This window comes from Amycolatopsis sp. Poz14 (assembly GCF_006704225.1).
Taxonomy (GTDB): Bacteria; Actinomycetota; Actinomycetes; order Mycobacteriales; family Pseudonocardiaceae; genus Amycolatopsis; species Amycolatopsis nivea.
Window position 1 is genome coordinate 1,004,189 of record NZ_JACLHD010000001.1, and the last position, 24,976, is coordinate 1,029,164.

At 69.9% G+C, this 24,976-nt stretch carries 26 protein-coding genes and 1 riboswitch; of the genes, 14 read left to right on the forward strand and 12 right to left on the reverse strand.

Annotation, left to right across the window (positions count from 1 at the left end; genetic code table 11):
- Positions 1 to 84: 84 nt before the first annotated feature.
- Both FKO37_RS05035 and FKO37_RS05040 read right to left on the reverse strand, forming a co-directional pair.
- The gene (locus FKO37_RS05035; protein WP_238603849.1) at positions 85 to 1,827 is read right to left on the reverse strand and encodes an ABC transporter ATP-binding protein; all 1,743 of its coding nucleotides are present in this window, start codon (positions 1,825 to 1,827) and stop codon (positions 85 to 87) included.
- Positions 1,824 to 3,458, reverse strand: a complete 1,635-nt coding sequence (locus FKO37_RS05040) for an ABC transporter ATP-binding protein (protein ID WP_238603850.1) — start codon at positions 3,456 to 3,458, stop codon at positions 1,824 to 1,826. Before FKO37_RS05040 ends, FKO37_RS05035 begins: the two co-directional genes overlap by 4 nt.
- A 109-nt stretch (positions 3,459 to 3,567) precedes the next feature.
- Between FKO37_RS05040 and purL the strand changes: the two genes are divergently transcribed.
- Positions 3,568 to 5,874, forward strand: coding sequence for a phosphoribosylformylglycinamidine synthase subunit PurL (gene purL, locus FKO37_RS05045; protein ID WP_037808684.1), 2,307 nt, complete (start codon positions 3,568 to 3,570; stop codon positions 5,872 to 5,874).
- A 36-nt stretch (positions 5,875 to 5,910) separates the two neighbouring features.
- On the opposite strand, the gene FKO37_RS05050 is transcribed toward purL, so the two are convergent.
- From FKO37_RS05050 to FKO37_RS05065, 4 genes are all read right to left on the reverse strand, one after another.
- Positions 5,911 to 6,573: a nitroreductase gene (locus FKO37_RS05050; protein WP_238603851.1), complete on the reverse strand. Its 663-nt coding sequence runs from the start codon at positions 6,571 to 6,573 to the stop codon at positions 5,911 to 5,913.
- Positions 6,574 to 6,589: 16 nt separating this feature from the next.
- Positions 6,590 to 7,531 carry a pentapeptide repeat-containing protein gene (locus FKO37_RS05055; protein ID WP_238603852.1) on the reverse strand — a complete coding sequence of 314 codons (942 nt, stop codon included), beginning with the start codon at positions 7,529 to 7,531 and terminating at the stop codon, positions 6,590 to 6,592.
- 4 nt (positions 7,532 to 7,535) lie between these two features.
- A complete protein-coding gene (locus FKO37_RS05060; RefSeq protein ID WP_037808676.1) occupies positions 7,536 to 8,372 on the reverse strand; it encodes a hypothetical protein in 837 nt (278 codons plus the stop codon).
- Between the two features lie 189 nt (positions 8,373 to 8,561).
- Entirely contained in the window at positions 8,562 to 9,452 is an 891-nt protein-coding gene (locus FKO37_RS05065; RefSeq protein WP_238603853.1) for a lysozyme, read from the reverse strand.
- Between FKO37_RS05065 and FKO37_RS47100 the strand changes: the two genes are divergently transcribed.
- Complete coding sequence (locus tag FKO37_RS47100) at positions 9,445 to 9,579, forward strand: hypothetical protein (protein ID WP_255443103.1); 135 nt, start codon at positions 9,445 to 9,447, stop codon at positions 9,577 to 9,579. The genes FKO37_RS05065 and FKO37_RS47100 overlap by 8 nt on opposite strands.
- 46 nt (positions 9,580 to 9,625) lie before the next feature.
- Here the strand turns inward: FKO37_RS47100 and FKO37_RS05070 are convergent, their stop codons facing one another.
- Complete coding sequence (locus FKO37_RS05070; protein ID WP_240014529.1) at positions 9,626 to 10,414, reverse strand: lysozyme; 789 nt, start codon at positions 10,412 to 10,414, stop codon at positions 9,626 to 9,628.
- Between the two features lie 119 nt (positions 10,415 to 10,533).
- Entirely contained in the window at positions 10,534 to 11,187 is a 654-nt protein-coding gene (locus tag FKO37_RS05075) for a type VII secretion system-associated protein (RefSeq protein ID WP_037808668.1), read from the reverse strand.
- 59 nt (positions 11,188 to 11,246) lie between these two features.
- Here FKO37_RS05075 and FKO37_RS05080 point away from each other — a divergent pair, with 59 nt between their 5' ends.
- From FKO37_RS05080 to FKO37_RS05095, 4 genes are all read left to right on the forward strand, one after another.
- Positions 11,247 to 11,627, forward strand: a complete 381-nt coding sequence (locus FKO37_RS05080) for a sterol carrier family protein (RefSeq protein ID WP_238603854.1) — start codon at positions 11,247 to 11,249, stop codon at positions 11,625 to 11,627.
- 168 nt (positions 11,628 to 11,795) lie between these two features.
- Positions 11,796 to 12,674 carry a helix-turn-helix transcriptional regulator gene (locus tag FKO37_RS05085; RefSeq protein WP_238603855.1) on the forward strand — a complete coding sequence of 293 codons (879 nt, stop codon included), beginning with the start codon at positions 11,796 to 11,798 and terminating at the stop codon, positions 12,672 to 12,674.
- Positions 12,675 to 13,160: 486 nt separating this feature from the next.
- A complete protein-coding gene (locus FKO37_RS05090; protein ID WP_020664000.1) occupies positions 13,161 to 13,400 on the forward strand; it encodes a DUF397 domain-containing protein in 240 nt (79 codons plus the stop codon).
- Positions 13,387 to 13,779, forward strand: a complete 393-nt coding sequence (locus FKO37_RS05095) for a hypothetical protein (RefSeq protein WP_037808664.1) — start codon at positions 13,387 to 13,389, stop codon at positions 13,777 to 13,779. Before FKO37_RS05090 ends, FKO37_RS05095 begins: the two co-directional genes overlap by 14 nt.
- A 108-nt stretch (positions 13,780 to 13,887) precedes the next feature.
- Here FKO37_RS05095 and FKO37_RS05100 read toward each other — a convergent pair whose 3' ends face one another.
- Entirely contained in the window at positions 13,888 to 14,181 is a 294-nt protein-coding gene (locus FKO37_RS05100) for a DUF1330 domain-containing protein (protein WP_037808663.1), read from the reverse strand.
- 81 nt (positions 14,182 to 14,262) lie between these two features.
- On the opposite strand from FKO37_RS05100, the gene FKO37_RS05105 reads away from it, so the two are divergent.
- The 4 genes from FKO37_RS05105 (at position 14,263) to arfB (ending at position 17,968) form a co-directional block, all read left to right on the forward strand.
- A complete protein-coding gene (locus tag FKO37_RS05105) occupies positions 14,263 to 14,745 on the forward strand; it encodes a MarR family winged helix-turn-helix transcriptional regulator (RefSeq protein ID WP_078870268.1) in 483 nt (160 codons plus the stop codon).
- A 120-nt stretch (positions 14,746 to 14,865) separates the two neighbouring features.
- A complete protein-coding gene (gene purF, locus FKO37_RS05110; RefSeq protein ID WP_037808661.1) occupies positions 14,866 to 16,404 on the forward strand; it encodes an amidophosphoribosyltransferase in 1,539 nt (512 codons plus the stop codon).
- Between the two features lie 31 nt (positions 16,405 to 16,435).
- Positions 16,436 to 17,506: a phosphoribosylformylglycinamidine cyclo-ligase gene (gene purM, locus FKO37_RS05115; RefSeq protein WP_037808659.1), complete on the forward strand. Its 1,071-nt coding sequence runs from the start codon at positions 16,436 to 16,438 to the stop codon at positions 17,504 to 17,506.
- A gap of 33 nt (positions 17,507 to 17,539) precedes the next feature.
- Positions 17,540 to 17,968, forward strand: a complete 429-nt coding sequence (gene arfB, locus FKO37_RS05120) for an alternative ribosome rescue aminoacyl-tRNA hydrolase ArfB (protein ID WP_238603856.1) — start codon at positions 17,540 to 17,542, stop codon at positions 17,966 to 17,968.
- Here arfB and FKO37_RS05125 read toward each other — a convergent pair.
- Together FKO37_RS05125 and FKO37_RS05130 are read right to left on the reverse strand one after the other, a co-directional pair.
- On the reverse strand, positions 17,965 to 18,696 hold the full coding sequence (locus tag FKO37_RS05125) for a GNAT family N-acetyltransferase (RefSeq protein WP_238603857.1): 732 nt from the start codon (positions 18,694 to 18,696) through the stop codon (positions 17,965 to 17,967). The two genes, arfB and FKO37_RS05125, sit on opposite strands and share 4 nt — an antisense overlap.
- A gap of 182 nt (positions 18,697 to 18,878) precedes the next feature.
- Positions 18,879 to 19,775, reverse strand: a complete 897-nt coding sequence (locus tag FKO37_RS05130; protein WP_238603858.1) for a Gfo/Idh/MocA family protein — start codon at positions 19,773 to 19,775, stop codon at positions 18,879 to 18,881.
- A 47-nt stretch (positions 19,776 to 19,822) separates the two neighbouring features.
- Positions 19,823 to 19,953, forward strand: a riboswitch (cobalamin riboswitch).
- Positions 19,954 to 19,965: 12 nt separating this feature from the next.
- On the opposite strand from FKO37_RS05130, the gene FKO37_RS05135 reads away from it, so the two are divergent.
- From FKO37_RS05135 to FKO37_RS05150, 4 genes are read left to right on the forward strand one after another with little or no spacing between them, the layout of a single operon-like run.
- A complete protein-coding gene (locus tag FKO37_RS05135) occupies positions 19,966 to 20,616 on the forward strand; it encodes a hypothetical protein (protein ID WP_238603859.1) in 651 nt (216 codons plus the stop codon).
- Positions 20,603 to 21,682, forward strand: a complete 1,080-nt coding sequence (locus FKO37_RS05140; RefSeq protein WP_106961381.1) for a CbiQ family ECF transporter T component — start codon at positions 20,603 to 20,605, stop codon at positions 21,680 to 21,682. Before FKO37_RS05135 ends, FKO37_RS05140 begins: the two co-directional genes overlap by 14 nt.
- Entirely contained in the window at positions 21,679 to 23,337 is a 1,659-nt protein-coding gene (locus FKO37_RS05145) for an ABC transporter ATP-binding protein (protein ID WP_238603860.1), read from the forward strand. Before FKO37_RS05140 ends, FKO37_RS05145 begins: the two co-directional genes overlap by 4 nt.
- Positions 23,334 to 24,119 (forward strand): ECF transporter S component, encoded by a 786-nt coding sequence (locus FKO37_RS05150; protein ID WP_238603861.1) that lies wholly within the window; start codon positions 23,334 to 23,336, stop codon positions 24,117 to 24,119. The genes FKO37_RS05145 and FKO37_RS05150 overlap by 4 nt, the downstream gene beginning before the upstream one ends.
- Here FKO37_RS05150 and FKO37_RS05155 read toward each other — a convergent pair.
- Positions 24,112 to 24,945: an alpha/beta fold hydrolase gene (locus FKO37_RS05155; protein ID WP_238603862.1), complete on the reverse strand. Its 834-nt coding sequence runs from the start codon at positions 24,943 to 24,945 to the stop codon at positions 24,112 to 24,114. The genes FKO37_RS05150 and FKO37_RS05155 overlap by 8 nt on opposite strands.
- Between the last annotated feature and the right edge of the window lie 31 nt (positions 24,946 to 24,976).

Consider the following 24,976-nt stretch of genomic DNA (forward strand, 5'->3'; position numbering starts at 1 on the left):
GGTAGTGTATTTGGGGAAATCTGATTCCCCCAAAGTTCCGCCACGGTTTTCACCGCTTCGGATTTGTCGACCGGGAATCGCGCTTCAGCTCGCCGCCGCGACCAGTCGCGAGTACGGGCCGCCCGCCGCGATCAGGTCCTGGTGCGGGCCGAGTTCGGTGATGGTGCCGCCCTCGACCACCGCGACCCGGTCCGCCGCCGCGGCCGTGTGCAGCCGGTGCGCGATCGCGATCACCGTGCGGCCTTCGAGCACCGCGTTCAGCGACCGTTCCAGCTCGCGCGCCGAACCGGTGTCCAGCAGCGACGTCGCCTCGTCCAGCACCAGCGTGTGCGGGTCGGCCAGGACGACCCTGGCCAGCGCCAGTTGCTGCGCGAGACCGGCCGGAACCGCGTACGCGCCCGAGCCGAGCTTGGTGTCCAGCCCGTCCGGCAGTCCGGCCGCCCACTCCTCGGCGCCGGCGGACGCGAGCGCGTCCAGCAGTTCCTCGTCGGTCCAGTCCCCGCCGCCGCGCCGGGCCGGCAGGGCCAGGTTTTCCCGCAGCGTCCCGGAAAACGTGTGGTGTTCCTGCGTCAGCAGCAGCACCTCGCCGCGCAGCACGTCGTCCGCGAGCGTCGACACCTCGGTGCCGCCGACCCGGATCGAACCCGCGGTCGGCGCCGAGATCCCGGCCAGCAGCCTGCCCAGCGTCGACTTGCCCGCACCGGACGGTCCGACGATCGCCAGCCGTTCCCCTCGCGGAACGCTCAGGCTGATGCCGTGCAGCACCTCGCGGTCTGAGGTGTAGCCGAACCGGACTTCGCGCACCTCGATGTCGCGCCCGCGCGGCACGTCGGCGACCTTGTCCGCCGATTCGGCTGGCTGCACGCCGATGATCCGGCGCGTCGCGGCTATCGCGACCTGCAAATCCTCCAGCCAGAACAGCGCCTCGCTGAGCGGAGCGGTCATCGCCTGCGCGTACGCCAGCATCGTCGTGATCGTGCCGAGCCCGGCCCAGCCCTGGCTGTAGGCGAACAAGCCCAGCAGCAGGAGCGCCGCGATCGGCAGCACGTAGCTGATTTCGAGCGACGGCAGCCAGCGCATCTGCAGCGCCCGCATCCGGCGTTCGCCGAGCGTCGCCTGGTCGAGTGCGTGGTACCCGGCGCGGACCCGCCGTTCGGTGAGGCTGAGCGCCTCCGAGGTCCGCGCGCCCTCCACGGTCTCGTGGGTGGTCGATTGCAGGTCGCCCCAGCGGTCGAGCATCCACGCGAACGCGCTCGGGATCTTCCGCTGGTACCAGATGTTCACCGGCACCAGGATCGGGATCGCCACCAGCAGGGCCAGCGCGAGCAGCGGCGACGTCACGATCATCGCGATGGTGGTGAACAGCACCGTCACCGCGGCGATCAGGATTTCCGGCGCGGCGAACCGCACCGCGACGTCCAGCCGGTTGATGTCGCTGGTCGCCCGGCTGAGCAGGTCGCCGGTGCCGGCCGCCTCGACGGTGCCCAGCGGAAGGCCGAGCGCGTTCGTGACGAACCGTTCGCGGGTCTGCGCGAGCACCCGTTCGCCGAACATCCGGCCGCGCAGCCGCGCCGCCTTCCTCGCCCACGCCTGCAGCACGAGCACCGCCACGAACGCGACGGCCAGCAGATCGACCCGCAGCGTCGTGCCGTGCTCGACGACGCCGTCCACGAGCCTGCCGAGCAGTTGCGGCCCGGCCAGCCCGACCACGGTGGCCAGGCAGAACAGCCCGAGCATCACGGAAAACTCGCGCCGGTGCTCGACCGCCACGCGTTTCGCCCAGCGCCGCACTTCGCGTTTCGACGCCAGCGGGAGCCGCGTCGTCATACCGTCACTGCCTTTCCGTGCACGACCTCGTCGGCCACGTTCCTCCACAGTGGACTCTGGCTGAACACCACCGTGGTCCTGCCGGTCCGCAATTCCTTGGCGCGCTGGGTGATCCGGGCTTCGGTGTGCGCGTCGACCGCCGACGTCGGCTCGTCGAGCAGCAGCACGTCAGGGTCGATCGCCAGCGCGCGGGCCAGGCTCAGCCGCTGTCGTTGCCCGCCGGACACCTCGCGGCCGCGTTCGCCGATCAGCTCGTCAACGCCACGCGGCAGGGCCTCGATGATGTCCTCGGCGTCCGCCGCGTGCAGCGCCGCGAAGATGTCGACCCCGCGCGGGTGCTCCGGGGTCAGCTGATCGCGCAGCACCCCGGAAAACCACAGGTCCTGGTTGTGCGCGTACACCACGCGCCTGCGCAGTTCGGCGAGCGCGACGCGATCCGCGGGCACCCCGCTGACCAGCACCTGTTCGCCCTCGTCCGCGTCGGCGAACCGGCTCATCCGCGCGGCGATCGCCTCCGCCTCGGCACCAAGATCGACCACGGTCAGCTTGCCCGGCGCGATCCGGATGCCGCTGGCGGTGTCCACCAGCTCCAGCGGACCGTCCGGCAGCGGCAGCGGCGACACCGGCTCGGCGAGCTTCGGCCGCAGGGCCAGCAGCCCGCACACCTTGCGCGCCGCGACCAGGCCCGAGCTGAGCGAGCTGACCTGTTCGGTCGCCGTGGCGACCGGCACTACCAGGAACGCCGAGAGACCGTAGAACGCCACCAGTTCGCCGACGCTGATCGTGCCGTCGAGCGCGAGCCGCGCGCCCAGCCAGGTGATCGCCACCGTGACCAGCCCCGGCAGCAGGACCTCCGCGCCTGCCAGCCAGGATTCGCTGCGCCCGACCTCGACGCCGGAGCGCCGCACCAGCTGGCTCGCGTCGCGGAACCGGGCGAGGAATCGCCGTTCGCCGCCGACGCCGCGCAGGATCCGCAGCCCGGACACGATGTCCGCGCCGAGTGCGTTCACCTCGCTCAGGTTCTCCCGCTGCGCGGTTTTCCGCTTCTGCAGCGGCGCGAGCAGCGGACCGATGCCGAGCACCGCGAGCGGGACGCCGACCAGCGCGACCGTGCCCAGCACCGGCGAGGTGCCGAGCATCGCGATCCCGATGACCACGAACGCCACGATCGAACCGAACGTGCGGCCGATGACCTCGAACGCGTTGCCGACCCAGTTCATGTCCGACGACGTGACCGCGACGACGTTGCCGGTGGTGGTGGCGTCGCGCAGGGACGCGCCGAGCCGGGTCGTGTGGTCGGTGACCAGGCGCTGGGTGGAGCCCGCCCCGTGGATCCACATGCCGTACGACGCGAAGTGCAGCCCGGTGCCGAGCAGCGCCTGCGTCACGCCGAGCACGCCCGCGAGCAGCGCCCAGCGCCACAGCGCGGACGAGTCGCCGTCGGCGATCGCCCCGACGCCCCGGCCGATCACCAGCGGCAGCAGGGCGCTCGGCAGCGACCAGCCGGCCCCGGTGACGATCGCGGCGAGGACGAGCCCCGGCCGTGCGCGCAGGACCGCCAGCAGATACCGGACCGGCGTCGGACGTTCCGGGAGCCGGATGTCGGGGAAGCGGTACGTGGCGGAAAGCACGATCATTGACGCTAAGCCGCCGGGAGGCTCCGGCGCGACTCATTTATGCCCCGCGCGAGCAGGCCGGGCGGCTGTGGGTGTGACCCGGCCGACACGTAGTCTTAAGGCCGTGGCGAACCCTGACACGGATACCGTGACCAGCACAGTTGACACCACCGCAGTGGCCGCGGCGACCCCGGAAACGAGCCAGCCGTACGTCGAACTCGGCCTCGCCGAAGACGAGTACGCGCGGATCCGGGAAATCCTCGGCCGCCGGCCCACCGACGCCGAGCTCGCGATGTACTCGGTGATGTGGAGCGAGCACTGCTCCTACAAGTCCTCGAAGAAGCATCTGCGCTACTTCGGCGAAACCGCCACCGACGAGATGAAGGCCAAGATGCTGGCCGGCATCGGCGAGAACGCGGGCGTGGTCGACATCGGCGACGGCTGGGCGGTCACCTTCAAGGTGGAAAGCCACAACCATCCGTCCTATGTGGAGCCGTACCAGGGCGCGGCCACCGGCGTCGGCGGCATCGTGCGCGACATCATGGCGATGGGCGCGCGGCCGCTCGCGGTGCAGGACGCGCTGCGCTTCGGCCCGGCCGACGCGCCGGACACCAAGCGCGTGCTCCCCGGCGTGGTCGCGGGCGTCGGCGGCTACGGCAACTGCCTCGGCCTGCCGAACATCGGCGGCGAGCTGGTCTTCGACCCCTCCTACGCGGGGAACCCGCTGGTCAACGCGCTGTGCGTCGGGGCGATGCGCACCGAGGACCTGCACCTGGCGTTCGCCTCCGGTTCGGGCAACAAGATCATCCTGTTCGGCGCGCGCACCGGTCTCGACGGCATCGGCGGCGTGTCCGTGCTCGCCAGCGACACCTTCTCCGGCGACGAATCCGCGTCCGGCCGGCGGAAGCTGCCCAGCGTGCAGGTTGGCGACCCGTTCACCGAGAAGGTGCTCATCGAGTGCTGTCTCGACCTGTTCCGCGAGAAGCTGGTCGTCGGCATCCAGGACCTCGGCGGGGCCGGGCTGTCGTGCGCGACGTCCGAGCTGGCCGCGGCCGGTGACGGCGGCATGCACATCTACCTCGACCGGGTTCCGTTGCGCGCCACCGGGATGACGCCCGCCGAGGTGCTCTCCAGCGAATCGCAGGAGCGCATGTGCGCGGTCGTCGCGCCGGAGAACGTCGAGGCGTTCATGGCGGTCTGCGCCAAGTGGGACGTCATCGCCACCGACATCGGCGAGGTCACCGACGGCGAGCACCTCGTCATCACCTGGAACGACGAGATCGTGGTCGACGTGCCCGCGCACACCGTCGCGCACCAGGGCCCGGTGTACGACCGCCCGATCGAGCGCCCGGCGTTCCAGGACGGCCTCGTCGCCGACACCTCCGCGAAGCTCCCGCGCCCGTCGACGCCCGAGGAACTGCGCGCGGACTTCCTGAAGCTCATCGCGTCGCCGAACCAGGCGTCGAAGGAATGGGTGACCGCGCAGTACGACCGCTACGTGCGCGGCAATTCGGTGCTGTCCCAGCCGTCCGACTCCGGCATGATCCGGATCGACGAGGAGAGCAACCGCGGCGTCTCGGTGGCCACCGACTGCAACGCGAAGTTCGTCTACCTCGACCCGTACCGCGGCGCGCAGCTCGCGCTGGCCGAGGCGTACCGGAACGTCGCCACCGGCGGCGCGACCCCGGTCGCGGTGTCCGACTGCCTCAACTTCGGCGCCCCGACCGACCCGGGCGTGATGTGGCAGTTCGAGCAGGCCGTGCACGGTCTCGCCGACGCGTGCGTCGAGCTGGGCATCCCGGTCACCGGCGGCAACGTCAGCTTCTTCAACCAGACCGGCGACACGGCGATCCTGCCGACCCCGGTGATCGCGGTGCTCGGCGTGATCGACGACGTCACCCGCCGCATCCCCACCGGCATCGGCGCGGAAGCGGGCGAGACGCTGCTGCTGCTCGGCGACACCCACGACGAGCTGGACGGTTCGGCCTGGGCCCGCGAACTGCACGGGCACCTCGGCGGCGTTCCGCCCCGGGTGGACCTGGCCCGCGAAAAGCTGCTGGCCGACGTCCTGGTCGCCGGTTCGCGCGACGGCATGATCTCCGCCGCGCACGACCTCGCCGACGGCGGTCTGGCACAGGCGCTCACCGAGACTGTCCTCATTGGACAGTGCGGGGCCCGGGTGTTCCTCGACCGCGACCAGGACCCGTTCGTGCAGCTGTTCTCCGAGTCGTCCGGCCGCGTGCTGGTGGCGGTCCCGCGCACGGAAGAGCTGCGGTTCACCGAAATGTGCACCGCGCGCGGCCTGCCGTGGCGCAAGACCGGTGTCGTCGACCCGGATTCCGGAACGCTGGAGATCCAGGGCGTCACCGAGTTCTCCCTTGAAGAACTGCGCGAGACCTGGGAGAAGACCCTTCCGGCGCTGTTCGACTGAGCCCTCGTGAGTGCCGGTGCGGACCGGCGCCGGCACTCACGAGCGGAAGGTGACCACCTCCGCCAGCTCTGCCCGCGGAATCGCCGGCCGGGGCTCGTCGGGATCCGCGTACCCGATCGACATGCCGCAGCCGAGGACGTATCCGGGCGGCGGCTCCGCGATCTCCGTGACGCTCCGGTGGTACCGGCCCCACGCGATCTGCGCGCAGCTGTCGAGCCCTTCCTTGCGCAGCAGCAGCATCACGGTCTGCAGGAACATCCCCGCGTCCAGCCATTGCGGCGGAAGCATCTGCTCGTTCAGGTAGCAGAAAAGCGCGACCGGAGCACCGAAGCAGTCCCAATTCCGGACCCGGATCCGCTCCCGGCCCGCGTAATCCTCCCGCGCGACCCCGACTGCGCCGTAGCGCAGCGCGCCCAGCTCCTCGATCCGCCGCGCGTACTGCTCGGGCAACACTTGCGGATAGGGCAGCACCTGGGGCGGATCGCCGGTGTCGCCGTCCGCGATGCGCTGCCCGACCAGGTATTTCAGCTCGGCCAGCTTCGCGCCGGTCAAGACGTAAATCCGCCACGGCTGTAGATTTCCCCCAGAAGGGGCGCGCAAGGCCGTGGCGAGGACTCGAGTCAGGACTTCGCCGGGTACTGGCTTGCCGAGGAAGCCGCGGACAGACCGCCGGGAACGCACCGCTTCGTAGACGTCCACGGTTTCTTGATGCTACTCAGATCGGCACCGCGACATAGCCGCCATTCTGCGGATCCAGCTTCCAGCCGTCCGGCAGCGCTGCCTCCACCGGACCGGAGAACGCCGCCCCGTCGAAAAGGACTTCCTTCGCGAAGGTCGCGCCCTTGAAGGTGGTCGGACCGGCGAACGTGGTGTGGGAGAAATTGGCCCGTTCGGAGAATTCGGTACCGGAGAACCAGGCCCGGTCGAGAAAAGTCGCGTTGCGGCAACGGAAAACGCCCACCAGGCGGCCAGGGCCCGTACCTGCGGCGGTGAAATAAGCCTGCCCGGTGAAGACGGAGCCGCTGAGATTCGTGCTGCTGTACAGCGAAGCGTGCCGCAGCAGCAGGCCGCCGATCCGGCGGCGGGAAAGGTCGAAGTACTCCAGGACCGCGCCGGTCAGATCGAGGTCCGGACCCGGTCCGTCCACATCGGACGGTGGCAGCAGATCCCGGATCAGCCGTTGCGCGGTGAGCCGCACCTGCAGCTCGCGCTCCTCTTCCGGAGCGCCGCTCTTTTCAGGACTGTCATAGCGGCCATGCGTGAACGGCCGCCGCAGATAAGAACACAGCACGTCCAGCACGGTCTGCCGATACTCCGGCCGCGTCCGCGCCAGCCCGGCCAGCGCGTGCAACGCGCCGACCCGCACCTGATCGGCCTCGTGGCCCAGCAATTCGACCGACTTGGCGAACCGCTCGTCGGAGATCCGCTCGCGGTCGACGTCGTGCCGCTGCTGCTCGATCACCTGCCGCGCCTCCTCGACGCGGCGGCGGCGATCGTTGAGCCACAACGCGTACAGCGCCACGACCGCGCCACCGGCGAGACCGGCCGTTTTCAACGCTTCACTGCGGCTTGTCGCGGGGTCGGCGAGCAACCAGCCGCCGACCCCGCACAGCAGTGCCACGGACGCGATCAACGTCCACAGCAGCGGCGAGCGCACCGGGTCAGAACGCGAGGATCAGGTACAGCCCCACACAGTAGCCGCCACTGCGGTTCATGATGACCATCGTGCCGCTGGCGTCCTTGCCCGACAGCTTGCCGGTGATCCGGGCGCTCGTCGTGGCGCTGCCCGCGGTGACCTTGCTCAGCGTGAGCTGCGGGTCGCCGCTGGTGGTCTCGTCGATGCTGCGCTTCGACATGCTCTCGGTGCCCTGGCAGGCCATCGCGGTCGCGCCCGCCGCGTCCTTGGCGTTGAGCTTCGCGAGGAAGTCGTCGATGACCTGCTTCGCCTCGCCCGACGCGCCGCCCGAATCGGGGTCGTCGCTCGAATCCGTGGACGGCGACGACGAGTCGCTCGGCAGCGGAGCCTCCGACGACTGCGACGGGGCCGGGGCGGGCGGCTGCGCCTGTGTGGTGCCCTTGTCGTCCTTGCTGAGGAAGAACCCCGGCGCGACGAACCCGGTGATGCCGAGCGCGACCACCACGACGACCGCGACGGCGATGCCGATCCACAGGCCGGTCTTGTTGTTCTTCGGCGGCTCGCCGCCCGGTCCGCCCGGGTATTGCCCCTGGTCCCAGCCCTGCTGCGGGAACTGCTGGGTGCCGCCGTAGGGCTGCTGCTGGTACCCCGGGTACTGCTGCTGAGCGTTCGGGTCCCAACCCTGCTGCTGCTGGGCGTTCGGGTCCCAGGCGGGCTGCTGCTGGGGGTTCGGGTATCCGCCCGGCTGCTGGGCCTGGTTGGGGTCCCACCCCGGCTGCTGCGGCACCCCGCCCGAGCCGGGCTGCTGCCAGCCCTGGCCGTAGGGGTCCCCGCCCTGTCCGGGCTGCGGTGGGTAAGTCATGTCCGGTTCCGCCTTCCTGCTGCACCGACTCGCGCCGCGGTCTGACGCCCCGCCGGCCCAGGCGGTTCCGTCTCCGCCCCAGGTCTGCATTGTGCAAGGCGGGCAAAGCTCGCACAAAAGCGGCTCCCGGCCGCCCCGCCCGGCAGGAGGAGGGGAGAACCGGGAGCCGCGTCCGTGCGCGCCCTCAGGTCAGCCGTTGGCGAGTGCCTGCAGCCGGTCGTAGGCGCCGTTGAACGTGTCCTGGTCCAGCGGGCTCGAGGTGTACTGCCACACGGTGTAGTAGCCCCAGTTGTACGGAAGCGTTCCGGCCGAGGACGCGTACCGCGCGATCCACAGCGGCGCGGTGCTGGAGAAATCGCCGCTGACGCACTGGTTCCACCAGTTCGTCGACGTGTAGATCACCGGCCAGCGGCCCGTTTTCGCGTGATAGGTGTCGTGGAAGTCCTTGATCCACGCCGTCATCGACGCCTTGCTCAGTCCGTAACAGGTCGCGCCGTAGGGGTTGTACTCCATGTCCAGCGCGCCGGGCAGCGTCTTGCCGTCCCCTGACCAGCCGCCGCCGTGCGCGACGAAGTAGGTCGCCTGTGCCGCTCCGCTCGAGGTGTTCGGGGTGGCGAAGTGGTAGGCGCCGCGGATGAAGCCCTGGTTGTAGGAACCGTTGTACTGCTGGGCGAAGTACGGGTTCGTGTAGTTCGTGCTCTCGGTCGCCTTGGTCCAGACGAATCGCTTGCCCTGGCCCCACCAGTTGGCCCAGTTGACGTTGCCCTGGTAGCTGGCGACGTCCATGCCCGCGACGGTGGCCGCTACCTGGTTCGGCAACGCGGCGGCGGGTTGCGGTTGCTGTGCGGCGGCTTTCGTCTCGGGAGTGGAGTGATCCCCCTCGACGCGCCGGATCTGCGATCCCATGGTGTGGTTGTTCGCCTGGATGTCGGCGTTGACGGAGTTGATCTCCCGCGCCGAAAGCGGGGAAGCCGCCGGGGCGGCCGTCGCCTCGGTCGAAGCGCCGAGCAGGAGCGCGACTACCGGGACGGTCAGAGCGGAAAGCAGCGCGCCGCGCCGCCCTCTTCGGGAAGTGGACATCGTCGATCCCTTCACAGATACCCTCGCGGAGGGCGGCTATGTGCAGGTAGCCGCCACGGGGGAGATTCTTGAGGACGAATCGTCGTTTGTCATCAAGTTCCGTGAAGATGAATGGGCGAGTGGGTGATTTTCATCGAGCGGTGATGACTAATTCGTGACCGCGTCACGAACGTTCACCCGAATGCCAGATTGCGCAGGGCTGACTGGGTTCCGTTGAGCCAGTTCTGGTCGCCGGGCAGGGCGCCGCTGTTCGAGAACTGCCAGATGGCGTGCTGTCCCCAGCCCGCGGGGAGTTCGCCGATGAAGGAGTTGTAGCGCGCGATCCAGAGCGGATTCCCTCCGAAAGAAGGGTTGTTTCCGGTGCAGCGTTTCCACCAGCTGGTCGACGTATAGATCGTCGGCAGCCGTCCGGTGCGGGCGCGATAGGTGTCGGAGAACGCGCGGACCCACGCGACCATCCCGTTCGCGTCCTTGCCGTAACACGTTTCGCCGTAGGGGTTGTATTCCATGTCGAGTGCGCCGGGCAGCGTCTTGCCGTCGGCCGACCAGCCGCCGCCGTGCGCGAGGAAGTAGTTGGCCTGCGCGGCGCCGTCGGACACGTCCGGGCGCGCGAAGTGGTAGGCGCCGCGGACGATCCCGGCTTGGTAGGAACCGTTGTACTGCTGGGCGAACTGCCCGCTGACGAACCCGGTGCCCTCGGTCGCTTTCACGTACACGAACTTCGCGCCCGCTCCCGCCGCGGCGGGCCAGTCGACCGGGCCCTGGTGTCCGCTGACGTCGTGGCCGAGGTACTGGTCTTGTGTCGTGTACGAGATGTTCGGCGCTCCCAGAACGCCTTCGTGCTTCGCGATTTGCGAACCGGCGTAGTTGTCCGCGGCCCCGGCGTAGCTCGGTGCCGCCTGCGCCGTTTCGCACAGGGACGTGCCGGTGATCCCGGCGAAGAGAACCGCGCTCCAGCGCAGCAGCAGATGACGCTTCACCCAGGGCTCCTCACCGGACGCGTGTACTCCTACTGCGTCACGATGCCCGGGCGAGCGGGTTTCGGCGAATCATGATCACTCGGCAGTGTGGTCTGCCCAGGTCAGCGCCGTTCTTCGGCCAGCGCCTTCATCAGGTGCTCGGCCGGCACGACGGCGGTGATCAGGTCGTGCGGGTTGACCGCGAGCGGATGTCCGGCGAGCAGCCCGACGATGTCGCGGCCGAGCACCGCGCGGGCGTGCGGCCATTCGCGCGGCACCAGCGACTTCGACGTGTACGCCGGGACCATGACCCGTCCGTCGGCGTTGTGGAAGCCGATCACCGTGCGCTGCACCGGGGACAGGGCGTAGACCAGCAGCGTCGAATCGAGGATGACGCGCGGCAGGTCCTCGGCGGGCCGGTGTTCGGTCCGGACCATTTGCAGCAGCCGCTCGAGTTCGTTGCGCGGCTCGGGAAAACCGAGCGCCTTCGGCGAGGGCCGGTACCGGTCGTTGGGGTGGAAGTCCTCGACGACCTCTCCCGTCCCGTTCACCGGATACGCGCCGACGACCGCCCACGACGGCACCGGACCGCGGGCGTCGAAGGCCTCGTCGATGACATACAGCCAGCTGTTCGGGTTCGTCCGCGCGTTGGCCCGCATCTCGGGAGTGATCTCGGGTTTTCCCTGCGGCCCGCGGCGGGGGTACGCGTTCCGGCGCGCGCGTTTGCCCGCCGGGGTCCGGGAAACCATCCGATCTGCCTCGTCCCGCTGCGCCATCGCCGTCCCTCGGTGCCGGGTGCCTGAAAGTCCGTCCGCGGCCACTCTACTGTTGTCGCATGGCCTCTTCGCGTTCGGTCGATCCCGCTCAGTTACGAGCGGCGGTGCTGGCCGTTTCGGACTGGTTGCGTGGTTCCGGGCCGGATCCGGCCCGCGCCGAGCTCGCCGCCGCGGTGCGCGCGACCCTGCGGACGCTCGCGCAGGACGCGCCGGGGCACACGGTCGAGGTCCGGGTGCCGCCGTACGCCGCGGTGCAGTGCATCGAGGGCCCGAGGCACACCCGCGGCACGCCGCCCAACGTCGTCGAGACCGACCCGCGGACGTGGCTCGAACTGGCCACCGGCCTCCTGGACTGGGACGACGCGCTCGGCGCCGCCCGGGTGACGGCCTCGGGCAGCCGCGCGGACCTCGCGCACTGGCTCCCGGTCGTGCGAATCTGATTTTCCGCGGCAATTGTTCTCTCAGGAGTGTCTTCTGAGGCACACACTCCGTAGAATCCCCTGAGCCGAGGCCTGTGCCACGCTGTCCGGGGCAGTGCCTTGCGTGTACTTTGGGTAGTCGGATTTCGATTCCCGTGACGAACGAGCGGCGATGGAAGGGCCCTGGTCATGAACGCGGTAGGCGTGTCCGCCGGCGAGCAGAGCCTCGGCCCGACAGCGCGCCGGATGATCCTCGGCTCGCAGCTTCGCCGGTTGCGCGAGGAAGCCGGGATCACGCGCCAGCAGGCGGGCTACAACATTCGCGGTTCGGAATCCAAGATCTCCCGGCTGGAACTCGGCCGCGTCGGCTTCAAGGAACGCGACGTCGCCGACCTGCTCACCATGTACGGCGTCTCCGACGAGGAGGAGCGCAAAGCGTTCCTCGACATGGTCAAGCAGTCGAACGAAGCGGGCTGGTGGCGCAAGTTCGGGGAGACGGTGCCCGGCTGGTTCACCGATCTCGTCGGCCTTGAGGAAGCGGCGTCCCGGATCCAGATCCGGGAGCCGCTGTTCGTGTCGGGCCTGCTGCAGATCGAGCCCTACGCGCGAGCGATCTTCAGCCACGGCCGCCCGGAAATGGCCGACGAACGCGTCGATCAGCTGGTGGCCCTGCGCATGCGGCGGCAGAAGATGCTGGCCCGCCCGGACGCGCCGCGCATCTGGGCGGTGCTCGACGAATCGGTGCTGTACCGGCCGATCGGCGGACCGAAGGTGTTCCGGCAGCAGCTGGAGTACCTGCTCGAGGTCACCACGCTGCCGCACGTGTCGGTGCAGATCCTGCCGTACTGCCGAAGCGGTTTGTCGGCCGAGCACGCGTTCTCGCTGCTGCGCTTCGCCGAGGCGGAACTGCCGAACATCGTCTACGTCGAGTACCTGACCGGCGCGCACTACCTCGACAAGCGCGACGAGATCGAGAAGTACGGCCGCGCATTGGACCTGCTGGCCGTCGACGCGGAGACCCCGGAACGCAGCCGGGCCCGCATCGCCAAGCGCAAGGCCGAGATCTAAGCACCCTGCTCTTCCTCACGCCGGGGGATTGCCTCGGCGAAATTCTCTCTGCCGAGAATTCCGTCCCGCCCATCCGAGGCAGGGGTAGTCGAATAGAGAACGCCCCCACCCCATTCTCCTCACCGAGCGTGCATAAGTCCGGAAACTGCCTTCCACTGACCCGGTCGCACTCTTCCTATCGCCGCTCCGGTCGTCACGGTAAGTGTTCCGTATTCACCCGCTGCACCCGGCGGCGGCGAGTCACGAACGCGGTGCGTTATCAGGCTGCCAATATCGTGACCCGGGGTAATAATTAGCCCGTTCGGGTAGTGCTCGAATCACCTATCTGGGAACTTCTACTGAACCGTGTCGTCACGCAGTGAGAAATTTGCAGAAAATTCTGCACGTGCATTTACCGCTGCATGCGCGCGTGCTAGCGTCGAAGTCACAGGCAGATGCACATGCAGATTCCTGAGCTTTTCATCGTCCTTCCCGGAAGGTGGCATCATGGCTGAGCGGTTCGAGAACGGTATTCCGGCCGACCGTCTGACCGGCGCCCAGTGGCGCAAGGCGAGCTACAGCGGTGCGGTGGGCAACTGCGTCGAAGTAGCCCCGCTGACCTCGGGCGAGATCGCGATGCGGAACTCCCGTTTCCCGGAGGGCCCGGCGCTCGTCTACACGCGCGCGGAGATGGCCGCCTTCCTCGCCGGCGCGAAGGACGGCGAATTCGACGATGTCCTCGGCTGAGGCCGCCGTCGTGGGCTCCGCCTTCGACATCGAGCAGGGCCTGCAGCGACTTATCGCCCGCGGTTACCAGTTCGTCCACCCGACGGACGGAGCGGGCGAAGTGCAGGCCGTGGTCGGAGTGCGAGTGCACGACAATGTGGTGGACGTCGTCCGGCTGAACGCCGAAGACGACGTCGAGGCCACGCGCCTCCCTGGCAGCGAGCAGAACATCTTCGCCCCGGCGTCCACCCTGTGGCGCTCGCGCGGCGAAGCAAGCCAGGTGCTGGGCGAAGTACTGGCCCTCCCCGAGCGCCAGCCGGCCCCCGCCGCCGCAGCCTCCGCGAACGGCTGCTGGGTCCCGGGCCGAGGCGGCCGCTCGAAGTGGCTGGCCGCCCGCTGATCCACCCTCCGCGCTGTCCCCATCGGTGCCCCTGATTTCAGGCCCCGTACGAAGTGGCCCAATCCACTTCGTGCGGGGCCTGGCTCATTTCTGGCCCGTGCTGGTCGGTCAGACGCCTTCGATGATCCGGAAGTCGCGCTCGACGGCGTCGGCGAGGGTCGCCAGCGCTTCCCGGTACGCCTCGCTCTCGTAGGCCGCGACGGCTTCTTCGAAGCTGTCGAACTCGATCAGCACGACCCGTTCCGGGATTCCGGACTCGTGGACGACGACTCGGCTGCCGCCGCGGGAGAGCACCCGACCGCCCGCGGCCTGGACCGCGGCGGCGGCCAGCTTGTTGTACGCGGCCAGCCTCTCCGGATCGGAAATGACGCGGTAGACGCTGACCCAGTAGCCCTTGGCCACGGAAACCTCCTGTGTTCGGCCGGACGCGTCCGGCCGGTGGGGATGCATAAATGATTAATATAAATAGTCTATGCTTCTCGCATGAGCCGTCAAGCCGCGACTCGCGGCGCTGCGATCGGGTCGGCCCTCTACGAGCTGGCCACCAGGGCTGCGAGACGCCTTCCGCGCGACCTCAGCGTCACGTCCGCCGCCACCCTGGCCACCCTGCACCGGTGCGGTCCGCGCCGGATCACCGATCTGGCCGTGGCCGAGGGCGTCACCCAGCCCGCGATGACCGTCCTGGTCCGGGCGATGGAGGAGTCCGGGCTGGTCGAGCGGAGGCGCGACGCGTCCGACAAGCGGGTCACGCTGGTGTCGCTGACCAAGGCTGGCGAGTCCTACGTCCAAACGCGTCGTCAAGCGGGCGTCGACGCGTACGCGCGGTTGATCGACGAACTCGCCGACGACGAGGTCGAGGCCCTGACGGCGGCGCTTCCGGCGCTGGCGCACCTGGCAGAGCTCGAAAGCCGGAGCCGAGAAGGGTCGAAGCGTCCACTCCGGTCCAAGACCACTGGCCTGAACTGAGAGCACCGCTCCGGAAATCCTCCCCCGTAGTGGGCAGAACCACGCCGCGGACCGGCCCCCCACCTCATCCACCCCTTACACTTGGACTCGGCCCGCCCACGTCTTCCTGGGAGCTTCCCGGTGGTTTCCGACCCCTCCGCCAGTACTGATCGACCCGAAGATCAACCCGAACCGGAACCCCGTGAGGAGTGCGGCGTCTTCGGCGTCTGGGCTCCCGGGGAAGAAGTCGCCAAGCTCACCTACTACGGCCTCTACGCCCTGCAGCACCGCGGGCAGGAGGCAGCGGGCATCTCCGTCTCGGACGGCTCGCAGATCGTCGTCTTCAAGGACCTCGGGCTCGTCAGCCAGGTCTTCGACGAGCAGGTCCTGCAGTCCCTGCAGGGGCACATCGCCGTCGGGCACTGCCGGTACTCCACGACCGGGGCCACGATCTGGGAGAACGCCCAGCCGATCTTCCGCACCACGGACACCGGCAGCGGCCTGTCCTTCGCGCACAACGGCAACCTGGTCAACACCGCCGAACTGCGCGATCGCACCGTCGCCGCGGGGCTGAAGCCGCACGCCGGGCTCACCGGGTCCTCCAGCGACTCCGACCTCGTCTGCGGGCTGCTCGCCGCGAACGCCGCGGACAAGGGCATCGAGGCCGCCGCGCTGGACCTGCTGCCGACTCTCAAGGGCGCGTTCTGCCTGGTCTTCGCCGACGAGAACACCCTGTACGCGGCCCGCGACCCGCACGGCGTGCACCCGCTGGTGCTCGGTCGGCTGGAGCGCGGCTGGGTCGTGGCGAGCGAGACCGCCGCGCTCGACATCTGCGGCGCGTCGTTCGTGCGCGAGGTCGAGCCGGGCGAGCTGATCGCCATCGACGCCGAGGGGCTGCGTTCGTCGCGGTTCGCGAACCCGGAGCCCAAGGGCTGCGTCTTCGAGTACGTCTACCTCGCCCGTCCGGACACCTCGATCGCCGGCCGCAGCGTGCACGCCACGCGCGTCGAGATCGGCCGCAAGCTGGCCGCCGAGCATCCGGTCGACGCCGACCTCGTGATGCCGGTGCCGGAGTCCGGCACCCCGGCCGCGATCGGGTACGCGCAGGGCTCCGGCCTGCCGTACGGCACCGGTCTGGTCAAGAACGCCTACGTCGGGCGCACCTTCATCCAGCCGTCGCAGACCATCCGGCAGCTCGGCATCCGGCTGAAGCTGAACCCGCTGCGCGACGTCATCCGCGGCAAGCGCCTGGTCGTGGTGGACGACTCGATCGTCCGCGGCAACACCCAGCGCGCGCTCGTGCGGATGCTGCGCGAGGCAGGCGCGCTCGAGGTGCACGTGCGGATCGCGTCGCCGCCGGTGCGGTGGCCGTGCTTCTACGGCATCGACTTCGCGTCGCGGGCCGAACTCGTCGCCAACGGCGTCGACCTCGACGGCATCCGCCGTTCGATCGGAGCCGATTCGCTCGGCTACATTTCGCTGGACGGCCTGGTCGCGGCGTCGGAGCAGCCGAAGTCGCGGCTGTGCACGGCCTGCTTCTCCGGCGAGTACCCGATTCCGCTGCCCGAGGACGCGCTCATCGGCAAGCACCTGCTCGAGAGCATGGACGCCGCCGGTGGCGCGGCGACTCCCGTCAGCGCCGCCGGGTACGGTGCCGAAGACGCCGTCCGGCGTCCGTGAACCAAGCATGTCCAGTAGGGAGTCCGCTTCCGTGAGCGAGTCCACGAGCGCCACGTACGCAGCCGCCGGGGTCAGCATCGACGCCGGTGACCAGGCCGTCGAGCTGCTCAAGCCACACGCTGAGCGGGCGACGAGGCCCGAGGTGCGCGGCGGGGTCGGCGGTTTCGCCGGGCTCTTCTCGCTCAAGCTCGACAAGTGGAAAGAGCCGATCCTCGCGTCGTCGACCGACGGCGTCGGCACCAAGATCGCGGTCGCGCAGGCGCTCGACAAGCACGACACGGTCGGCATCGACCTGGTCGCGATGGTCGTCGACGACCTGGTCGTCACCGGGGCCGAGCCGCTGTTCCTCCAGGATTACATCGCGGTCGGCAAGGTCGTGCCGGAGAAGATCGCGGCGCTGGTCGGCGGCATCGCCGAGGGCTGTGTCCAGGCGGGCTGCGCGCTGCTCGGCGGCGAGACGGCCGAGCACCCCGGGCTGATGGGCGAGCACGACTACGACCTGTCGGCCACCGGCGTCGGCGCGGTCGAGGCGTCCGCGCTGCTGTCGCCGGAGAAGGTCCGCCCCGGCGACGTCGTCATCGCGATGGGCTCGTCCGGCCTGCACTCCAACGGCTACTCGCTGGCCCGGCACGTGCTGCTGGACATCGCGCGGATGCCGCTGGACGGGCACGTCGAGGAGTTCGGCCGCACGCTCGGCGAGGAGCTGCTCGAGCCCACCAAGATCTACGCGAAGGACTGCCTCGCGCTGGTCGCCGAGACCGAGGTGCGCACGTTCGCGCACATCACCGGCGGCGGCCTGGAGGCCAACCTCGCGCGCGTGATGCCGCGCGGCCTCGTCGCCAAGCTCGAACGCGGCACGTGGACGCCCGCTCCGGTGTTCGCACTGATCGGGCAGCGCGGCAAGGTCGAGCGCGCGGAGCTGGAGAAGACGTTCAACATGGGCGTCGGCATGGTCGCGATCGTGTCCGCCGAGGACGTCGACCGGGCGCTGGCGGTGCTCACCGCGCGGCACGTGCCCGCGTGGATCCTCGGCGACATCCAGCCCGCCGAAGACCCGGACGGCCCGCGCGCGGTGCTGTCCGGCGACCACCCGCGGTTCTGAAAGCCGCTTGCCTCGTCTTGAGACACTGAGGACATGGCGGAGGACGTACGCGTCGGCGCCCGGTTCGTGATCCCGGGCGCCGAACTGCGAGAGCGCTTCTCCCGATCCTCGGGACCGGGCGGACAAGGCGTGAACACGACGGACTCGCGCGTCGAGCTGTCGTTCGACGTCGCGGGCTCCGCCGTGATCCCGCCCGCGCTGAAGGAACGCATCACGGCCCGCCTCGGCACCCGCCTGGTCGGCGGAGTGCTCACCATCGCGGCCAGCGAGTACCGCTCCCAGCTGATGAACCGCGACGCGGCCCGGGAGCGGCTCGCCGATGTGCTGGCGAAGGCATCCGCGCCGCCGCCGGCCAAACGGCGTCCCACCAAGCCGTCGCGAGGCTCGAAGGAACGCCGTCTGGCCGCGAAGAAACGCCGCAGCGACGTAAAACGCGGCCGCGGCGGGCGGTACGACGACTAGCTCAGCGACAGGTGCACGCACTCACCGGCGACCTGGTAACCAGCACGCCGGTACACCGTCCCGATCCCCACATCGCCCGGCGTGAGGAACGCCGTCCGCGCACCGCGTTCGTGGGCTAAGCGCGTGAGGTGCGCGGTGATCGCCGCCGCGATGCCTTGGCCGCGGTGTTCTGCGGAGACGGCGATGCCGACGATTTCCGTTGCGCCGGAGACGATATCCAGCGCGATTCCGCCGCCCACAATGGTTTCGCCGTGTTCGGCCAGGACGGTCAGGTAGTCGCGGTTGCGTTCGACATCGGCGTCCGACACGTCGGGCGACTCGCCGAAGGCGACGTTCTGCACGGACCGCAGGCGGCGGAATTCGTCGTCGGACGACGGTTCGCGCAGCTGAATGTGTTCTGGCGCAACACAATCGACGAGGTCCTCGGTGGCGCAGGTCATCACCGGCACGCGTCGTTCCAGCGTGAACCCCTCGGTGACGAGCGCTGCCTCGACATCGGGAGCCGCGTCGGTGAAGAACTCCAGCCGGGGCAGGAGATTTCGTTGCCGGTAAGCGGAAATCAGGAGAGCGATCTCGGCGGACGAAGGGTTCGCGCCATCGTCGGGGATGGCGTAGTTCGCCATCGGATGAGAGCTGTCCTTGGCGAAAGTCGCCAGGAACGGGCCGATTCGCTCGGTTTCGCGGCCGATCGGTGCGGTCGCGCGGACGTATGCCTGAAGGGCGGACATCTCTGGTGGAAGCCTTTCGCGAAGAAGGAATGCGCGGGCAGCACAACAACTGGCAACCCCACGCCGGGCGCGCAGGCCGAACAGCTCAGGCCAGGCGGCCGGGGCGGGCCGTGGCGGAGCACATAGGCATTCCTTCGTCCGAAACGAACTTCCCATTCATCGTCTCAGACCCGGCAAGCGAATTAACGGTTCAGCGCGGCGCGGGCCTGGTCCACGATCTGGGCCAGGTGCACGCCCCGGCGGACATCGCAGGGATGCGTGGTCGTTCCGCACGACACCATCGCGGCGAAATCGTCCAGCAGCGCGGTGTACGCGTCGTTCGCCGTGCCGGTGCGGCCCAGCGTGCGGAGGCCGTGTTCGCCGAAAACCGAATACTCGACCACCGTCGGCTGGACCGGCAGGCGCAGGCTGAGCGTTGCGGTGCTCGTGATGCCGCCCTCGTGTTCGAGCAGCAGTTGCCACAGGTCTTCGGGACCGCGGTGGGCGGCAAGGACGTCGGTGATCGGGCCGAGGGCGGCATCGAGCAGGTCGAACGCGTGCGGGCCGATGTCGGCGAGCGCGCCGCCGGCCGGATCCTGCCGCCAGGCCGAGGTCGCGTATTTGCCGCTGAGCAGTGCGCCCGACAGCCAGTGCACGCTGCCGCCTCGCCAGCCGCCAGCCGCGGTGACGCCGTCCAGCCAATCGCGCGTTTGCTGCGCGAACCGCAGCGTCAGCATCACCAGCGAAGCGACGCCAGCGGACGTCACGGCGTCCGCGAGACGCTGCGCCGTGGCCAGGTCGGGGGCGATCGGTTTCTCCAGGATCAGGTGCTTGCCCGCCTCCGCGGCCCGGGTCGCCAGTTCGGCCTGCACGGTCGGCGGCACGGCGAACGCGAGCGCGTCGACCTGCTCGAACAGCTCGTCCAGATCGCTGGTGGGCACGGCGTCGTAGGCCTGCGCCAGCGCGGTGGCGGCCTCCGGCCTTCGGCTCCACACAGCACTGAGCACGGTCCCCGGATGGTCCGCGAGCCCGGGGGCGTGCACCGTGGTGGCCCACGGTCCGGTTCCTACGAGGCCGACGCGCAGCTGGTCCTGTCCCACGCCCGGAAGTGTAGGTGTGTCCGCGGTCGCTTCCGGCGCGGCCTGCGGTGCGTTAACGTCGACAAGTTCTTCGCCACGAACGGGGGAAGCCGGTGGGAATCCGGCGCTGGCCCGCAACCGTGAGCGGCCCCGCGAGGGACCGCGAGCCGGATCGCCCGTCGTGGTCCGATCGATGCGAGGTACATCTGACATGCGGTTCGTGCACGCGCGGCACTGGGGGCGAGTCCTCGCCGGCTGCGCTCTTCTCGTCGCTACCGGTCTCGGCGGTGCTTCTTCCGCCTCGGCCACCACGCCCGGCAAGGGCACCGACGGCTACTGCCAGGACGACAACGGCGTCACGGTGATCGTCGATTTCCAGGGGCTTGGCGGGGAAACCCTCATCCGGTGCGCGCCGGGCAAGCAGGAAAACGGCGTCACCGCACTGCAAAACGCCGGCTTCGAACTCACCGGCGCGGGCAAATACGGCCTGGCCGTGATGTGCAAGATCGAGAGCAAGCCCGCGGATCAGACCTGCACCGGCATGCCGCCGGAGAAGGCGTCGTGGAGCTTCTGGACCGCCACCAACGGCGGCAAATGGCAGTCGGCGCAGGTCGGCGCGCAGAGCTGGAAGCCGCCCGCCGGAGCATTCGAGGGCTGGTCGTTCGCGATCGGCAAGTCCTACACCGAGTATCCGCCGCCGCGCACCGAACCGGTGCGCAAGGCCAACGCGCCCGCGCAGGCTCCGGCGTCCACTTCGGACAGCGGGTTCTCGTGGGGACTGGTGATCGGCATCGTGGTCGTCGTGCTGCTCGTGGCGGCCGGGACGGTCGTCGCGGTGCGCCGCAGGCGTGCTGGGCAGTAGTCCGCGAGCGCTCCATCCCGGCGCGTGGTGGGTGTGGGCGCTCGCGCTCGCCGTCGCCGCGAGCCGGACCACGAACCCGGTGCTGCTCGCTTTGGTGATCGCGGTGGCCGGGTTCGTCGTGGTGCTCCGCCGCGGCGACGCGCCGTGGGCGCTGGCGTTCCGGATGTACGCCTGGATCGCCGCGGTGATCCTGGCATCGCGCGTGCTGTTCCGGATCCTGATCGGCGGCGAGGACGGCGGCCACATCCTGTTCACGCTGCCGACCATCCCGTTGCCGAGCGTCGCGGCCGGCATCCAGCTCCTCGGCCCCACCTCGGCCGAGGAGCTGCTCGGCGGGCTTTACGACGGGCTCCGGCTGGCGACGATCGTGCTCTGCGTCGGTGCCGCGAACGCGTTGGCGAACCCGAAACGCCTGCTCAAGGCGGTACCCGGGGCGCTGTATGAGGTGGGGACGGCGGTGACCGTCGCGCTGTCGGTGGCCCCGCAGCTGGTCGAGAGCGTGCAGCGGGTGCGTCGGGCGCGGCGGCTGCGCTCCGGGAAGACGCGTGGCTTCCGGTTCGTGAAGGGGATTTTCGTGCCGGTGCTCGCCGACGCCATGGACCGGTCGCTGCAACTCGCGGCGGCCATGGATTCCCGCGGCTACGGGCGGCGCGGCTACCTCTCCCCGCGCGTCCGGATGCTGATCGCGACCTGCGTGCTGGCCGGTTTGGTCGGCGTCGCGGTCGGGGTTTACGGCGTCCTCGACGGGTCCGCGTCGTGGCTTGGCGTGCCGATGCTCATCGCCGGGCTGGTGCTGGCCGCCGCCGGATTCGTGCTCGGCGGACGGCAGATCCGCCGCACGACCTACCGGCCCGATCCGTGGCGGCTGCCGGAAACGCTGGTCGCGCTGTGCGGCGTCGCGACCGCGGTGCTCGTGCTGCTCGCCGACCCGGTTTCGCTCACCACCCCGGCCAGCCCGCTGACCTGGCCGGAGCTGCCGCTGCTGCCGGCCGTCGCGGTGCTGATCAGTGTGCTGCCCGCTTGGTTCGCGCCGCGTCCGGCGCTGGTGTCGGAGGTCGCCCGATGATCGAGTTTTCGCACGTCAGCGTCACGTACGACGGGGCGGACCGGCCGGTGCTCCGGGACGTCGACCTCACGATCGAGGAGGGCGAACTCTGCCTCGTCGCCGGCCGTACCGGGGTCGGCAAGTCGACATTGCTCGGCGCGATCAATGGCTTGGTCCCGCATTTCACCGGCGGCACGCTGGCCGGTCGGGTCAAGGTCGGCGGGCTCGACACCGCGACGCATCCGCCGCGCGAGCTGGCGTCGGTCGTCGGCGTGGTCGGACAGGATCCGCTGGCCGGTTTCGTCACCGACACCGTCGAGGAAGAACTCGCGTACGCGATGGAGCAGCTCGCCGTCGCGCCGGACGTGATGCGCAAACGCGTCGAGGAAACCCTTGATCTGCTGGGCATCGCCGAACTCCGCGACCGTCCACTTCGGACACTCTCCGGCGGGCAGCAGCAACGCGTCGCGATCGGCGCGGTGCTCACGGCACACCCCAGCGTGCTGGTGCTGGACGAACCGACGTCAGCGCTCGACCCGACCGCGGCCGAAGAAGTCCTGGCCGCGATCACGCGTCTGGTGCACGACCTGGGCACGACGGTCGTCGTCGCCGAGCACCGGATGGAACGCGTCGCGCAGTACGCCGACCGCCTGCTCTACCTGCCCGGCGACGGCACCGTCGTGTCCGGTCAGCCCGCGGAGGTGTTCGTCGAGACCGATGTCGCGCCGCCGATCGTCGAACTGGGCCGGCTCGCGGGTTGGTCGCCGCTGCCGCTGTCGGTTCGCGACGCGCGTCGGCTCGCCCGCCCGCTGAGGGAACGCCTGGCCGAGCGTCGCCCCAATGTGGCATTGGGTGCGTCAGATGCACCGAATGCCACATTGGGTGCATCGCATGCACCCAGTGCCACATTGGGGCGCTCTGCGGAGGCGGTGCTCAAGGCGAAGGGGGTGCGGGTTCGGTACGGCAACGTGAACGCGGTGCGGGGCGTTGACCTGCGGCTGGACCGCGGCGAGGTCGTCGCGCTGATGGGTCGGAACGGCTCCGGCAAGTCCTCGCTGCTGTGGGCGTTGCAGGGCAGCGGACCCCGCTCCGACGGCACGGTCGACGTCCTCGGCGCGGACCCGAAGACCCTCCGGTCGCGGGCCGCCCGAACGCGCGTCGGTCTGGTCCCGCAAACCCCGTCTGACCTGCTGTATCTCGATTCGGTCGGAGCGGAATGCCGCCAAGCTGACGTCGAATCGGAGGTCACCGCGGGCACCGCGCGGAAGCTCCTCGACCGCCTCGTTCCGGGCATCGAAGACGACACCAACCCGCGTGACCTGTCGGAAGGCCAGCGACTCGCCCTGGTCCTGGCTGTTCAGCTCGCCGCCGCCCCGCCGGTCGTGCTGCTGGACGAGCCGACCCGCGGCCTGGACTACCCGGCGAAACGGCACTTCGCGACCATCCTCGCCGACCTGGCCGCTGAGGGACACGCGGTGCTGCTGGCCACCCACGACGTCGAGTTCGTCGCCTCCGCCGCGCACCGCGTCGTGGTCCTCGCCGAGGGCGAAGTGGTCGCCGACGGCCCGACCGCGGACGTCGTCGTGGCCTCGCCCGCGTTCGCGCCGCAGGTGGCGAAGATCCTCGCGCCGGAGCCGTGGCTGACCGTGGACGCGGTGGCGAAGGCGCTGGCGTGACCGATTTCCTGGGCCCAGCCGTCCGCATCCGGCACCGTACGGCGCTGGTGCTGACGGCGGCCGTCGTGATCGGACTGGCGATGTTCTGCTGGCCGCTGCTGGCCCGCAGCACCGTCGGCACCTCCGCGCACGTGACCGACGCGCCGTTCGTCTTCCTCGTGACGCTGCCGGTGTTGATCCTGATCGTGCTGGCGGAACTGTCCAGCGGCGGACTCGACGCGAAGGCGCTCGCGCTGCTCGGCGTGCTGTCCGCAGTGAACGCCGCGCTGCGTCCGCTCGGCGCGGGCACCGGCGGGATCGAGCTGGTGTTCTTCCTGCTCGTGCTGGCCGGGCGGGTGTTCGGGCCGGGCTTCGGATTCGTCCTCGGCTCGACATCGCTGTTCGCGTCGGCGCTGCTCACCGGCGGCGTCGGGCCGTGGCTGCCGTTCCAGATGCTGGCGTCGTCGCTGGTCGGGCTGGGTGCGGGGCTGCTGCCGCGCCGGGTGAAGGGCCGGTGGGAGATCGCGCTGCTGGCGCTCTACGGAGTGGTCGCCGCGTACTTCTACGGCCTCGCGATGAGCCTGTTCACCTGGCCGTTCCTGGCGAGCCACACCGCGCTGGACTTCGTCCCGGGCGGACCGCTCGGCGAGAACCTGCACCGGTTCCTGGTGTTCACCGTGCTGACGTCCACGTTGGGCTGGGACACCGGCCGCGCGCTCACGAACCTGGTCGCGATCCTCGTGCTGGGCCCGGCGATCCTGACCGTGCTGCGCCGGGCCGCACGACGAGCGGCGTTCAGCTGAGCCGCTGGCCGACCTTGTCCAGGACCTCGACGAGCTGAGCCATCCCGGCCGCGTTGGGGAAGTGCGAGGTGTCGATGTCGTGGACCTCGAACTGATTGCCGGGAGTGCGCGCGTCGGCCTCGGCGATCATCCGGTCCTGGAGGGCGAGCGGCACCAGGTGGTCTTGGAGATGCCGGACGTAAAACCGCGGAACGCGGCCCCACCGCTCCGGCGTGCCACGAGAGTCGGTGGCACCGCGGCCGATGATGTCGTCCGGAGCCATCGCGTTGAGCAGGGCGTAGAACTCGCCGTCGGTGGCGTCCGCGCACAGCGCCGCCTTCGCCGCCGTCAGCGCCTCCGCGGAGGAAGAACGCCAGTTGAAGCGCATTGCGCCGATCACCGCCGGATCGGCCGCGATGAACCCGAGCATCGCCCCGACCTGCGACGTCGCGGCTTCAGGAGTGGCCAGATACTCCTCCGGCGTCGGCAGCTCGACGCAGCAGAACGCGGCGTCGTAGACCAGCGCCGACACCAGCTCCGGAACCTCTTCGGCGACGAGCGTGACCAGCGCGCCGCCGATGCTCGACCCGACCAGCACGACCGGGCCCAGCTGCGCCGCCCGGCGGACAACGTCCACAGTGGTCGCGACCTGGTCGGCCACGGTCACGCCGGCCAGCGCCGACGGTTCGGTGGCGAACGCGCCGAGATCCTGCGGTGCCTGGTACGACAGCCGGAACTGCTGCTCGGGCTGCGGCACCCCCACCCCGCGATACCCGCGCAGCACGAGTTCCGGCGGCGCGGCGGACACGCCGTTGGCACCGGCGGCGAAGACGAACGTCGAAGTCATGCCGCACAGTCAAGCGATCCGCCCCGCCGCG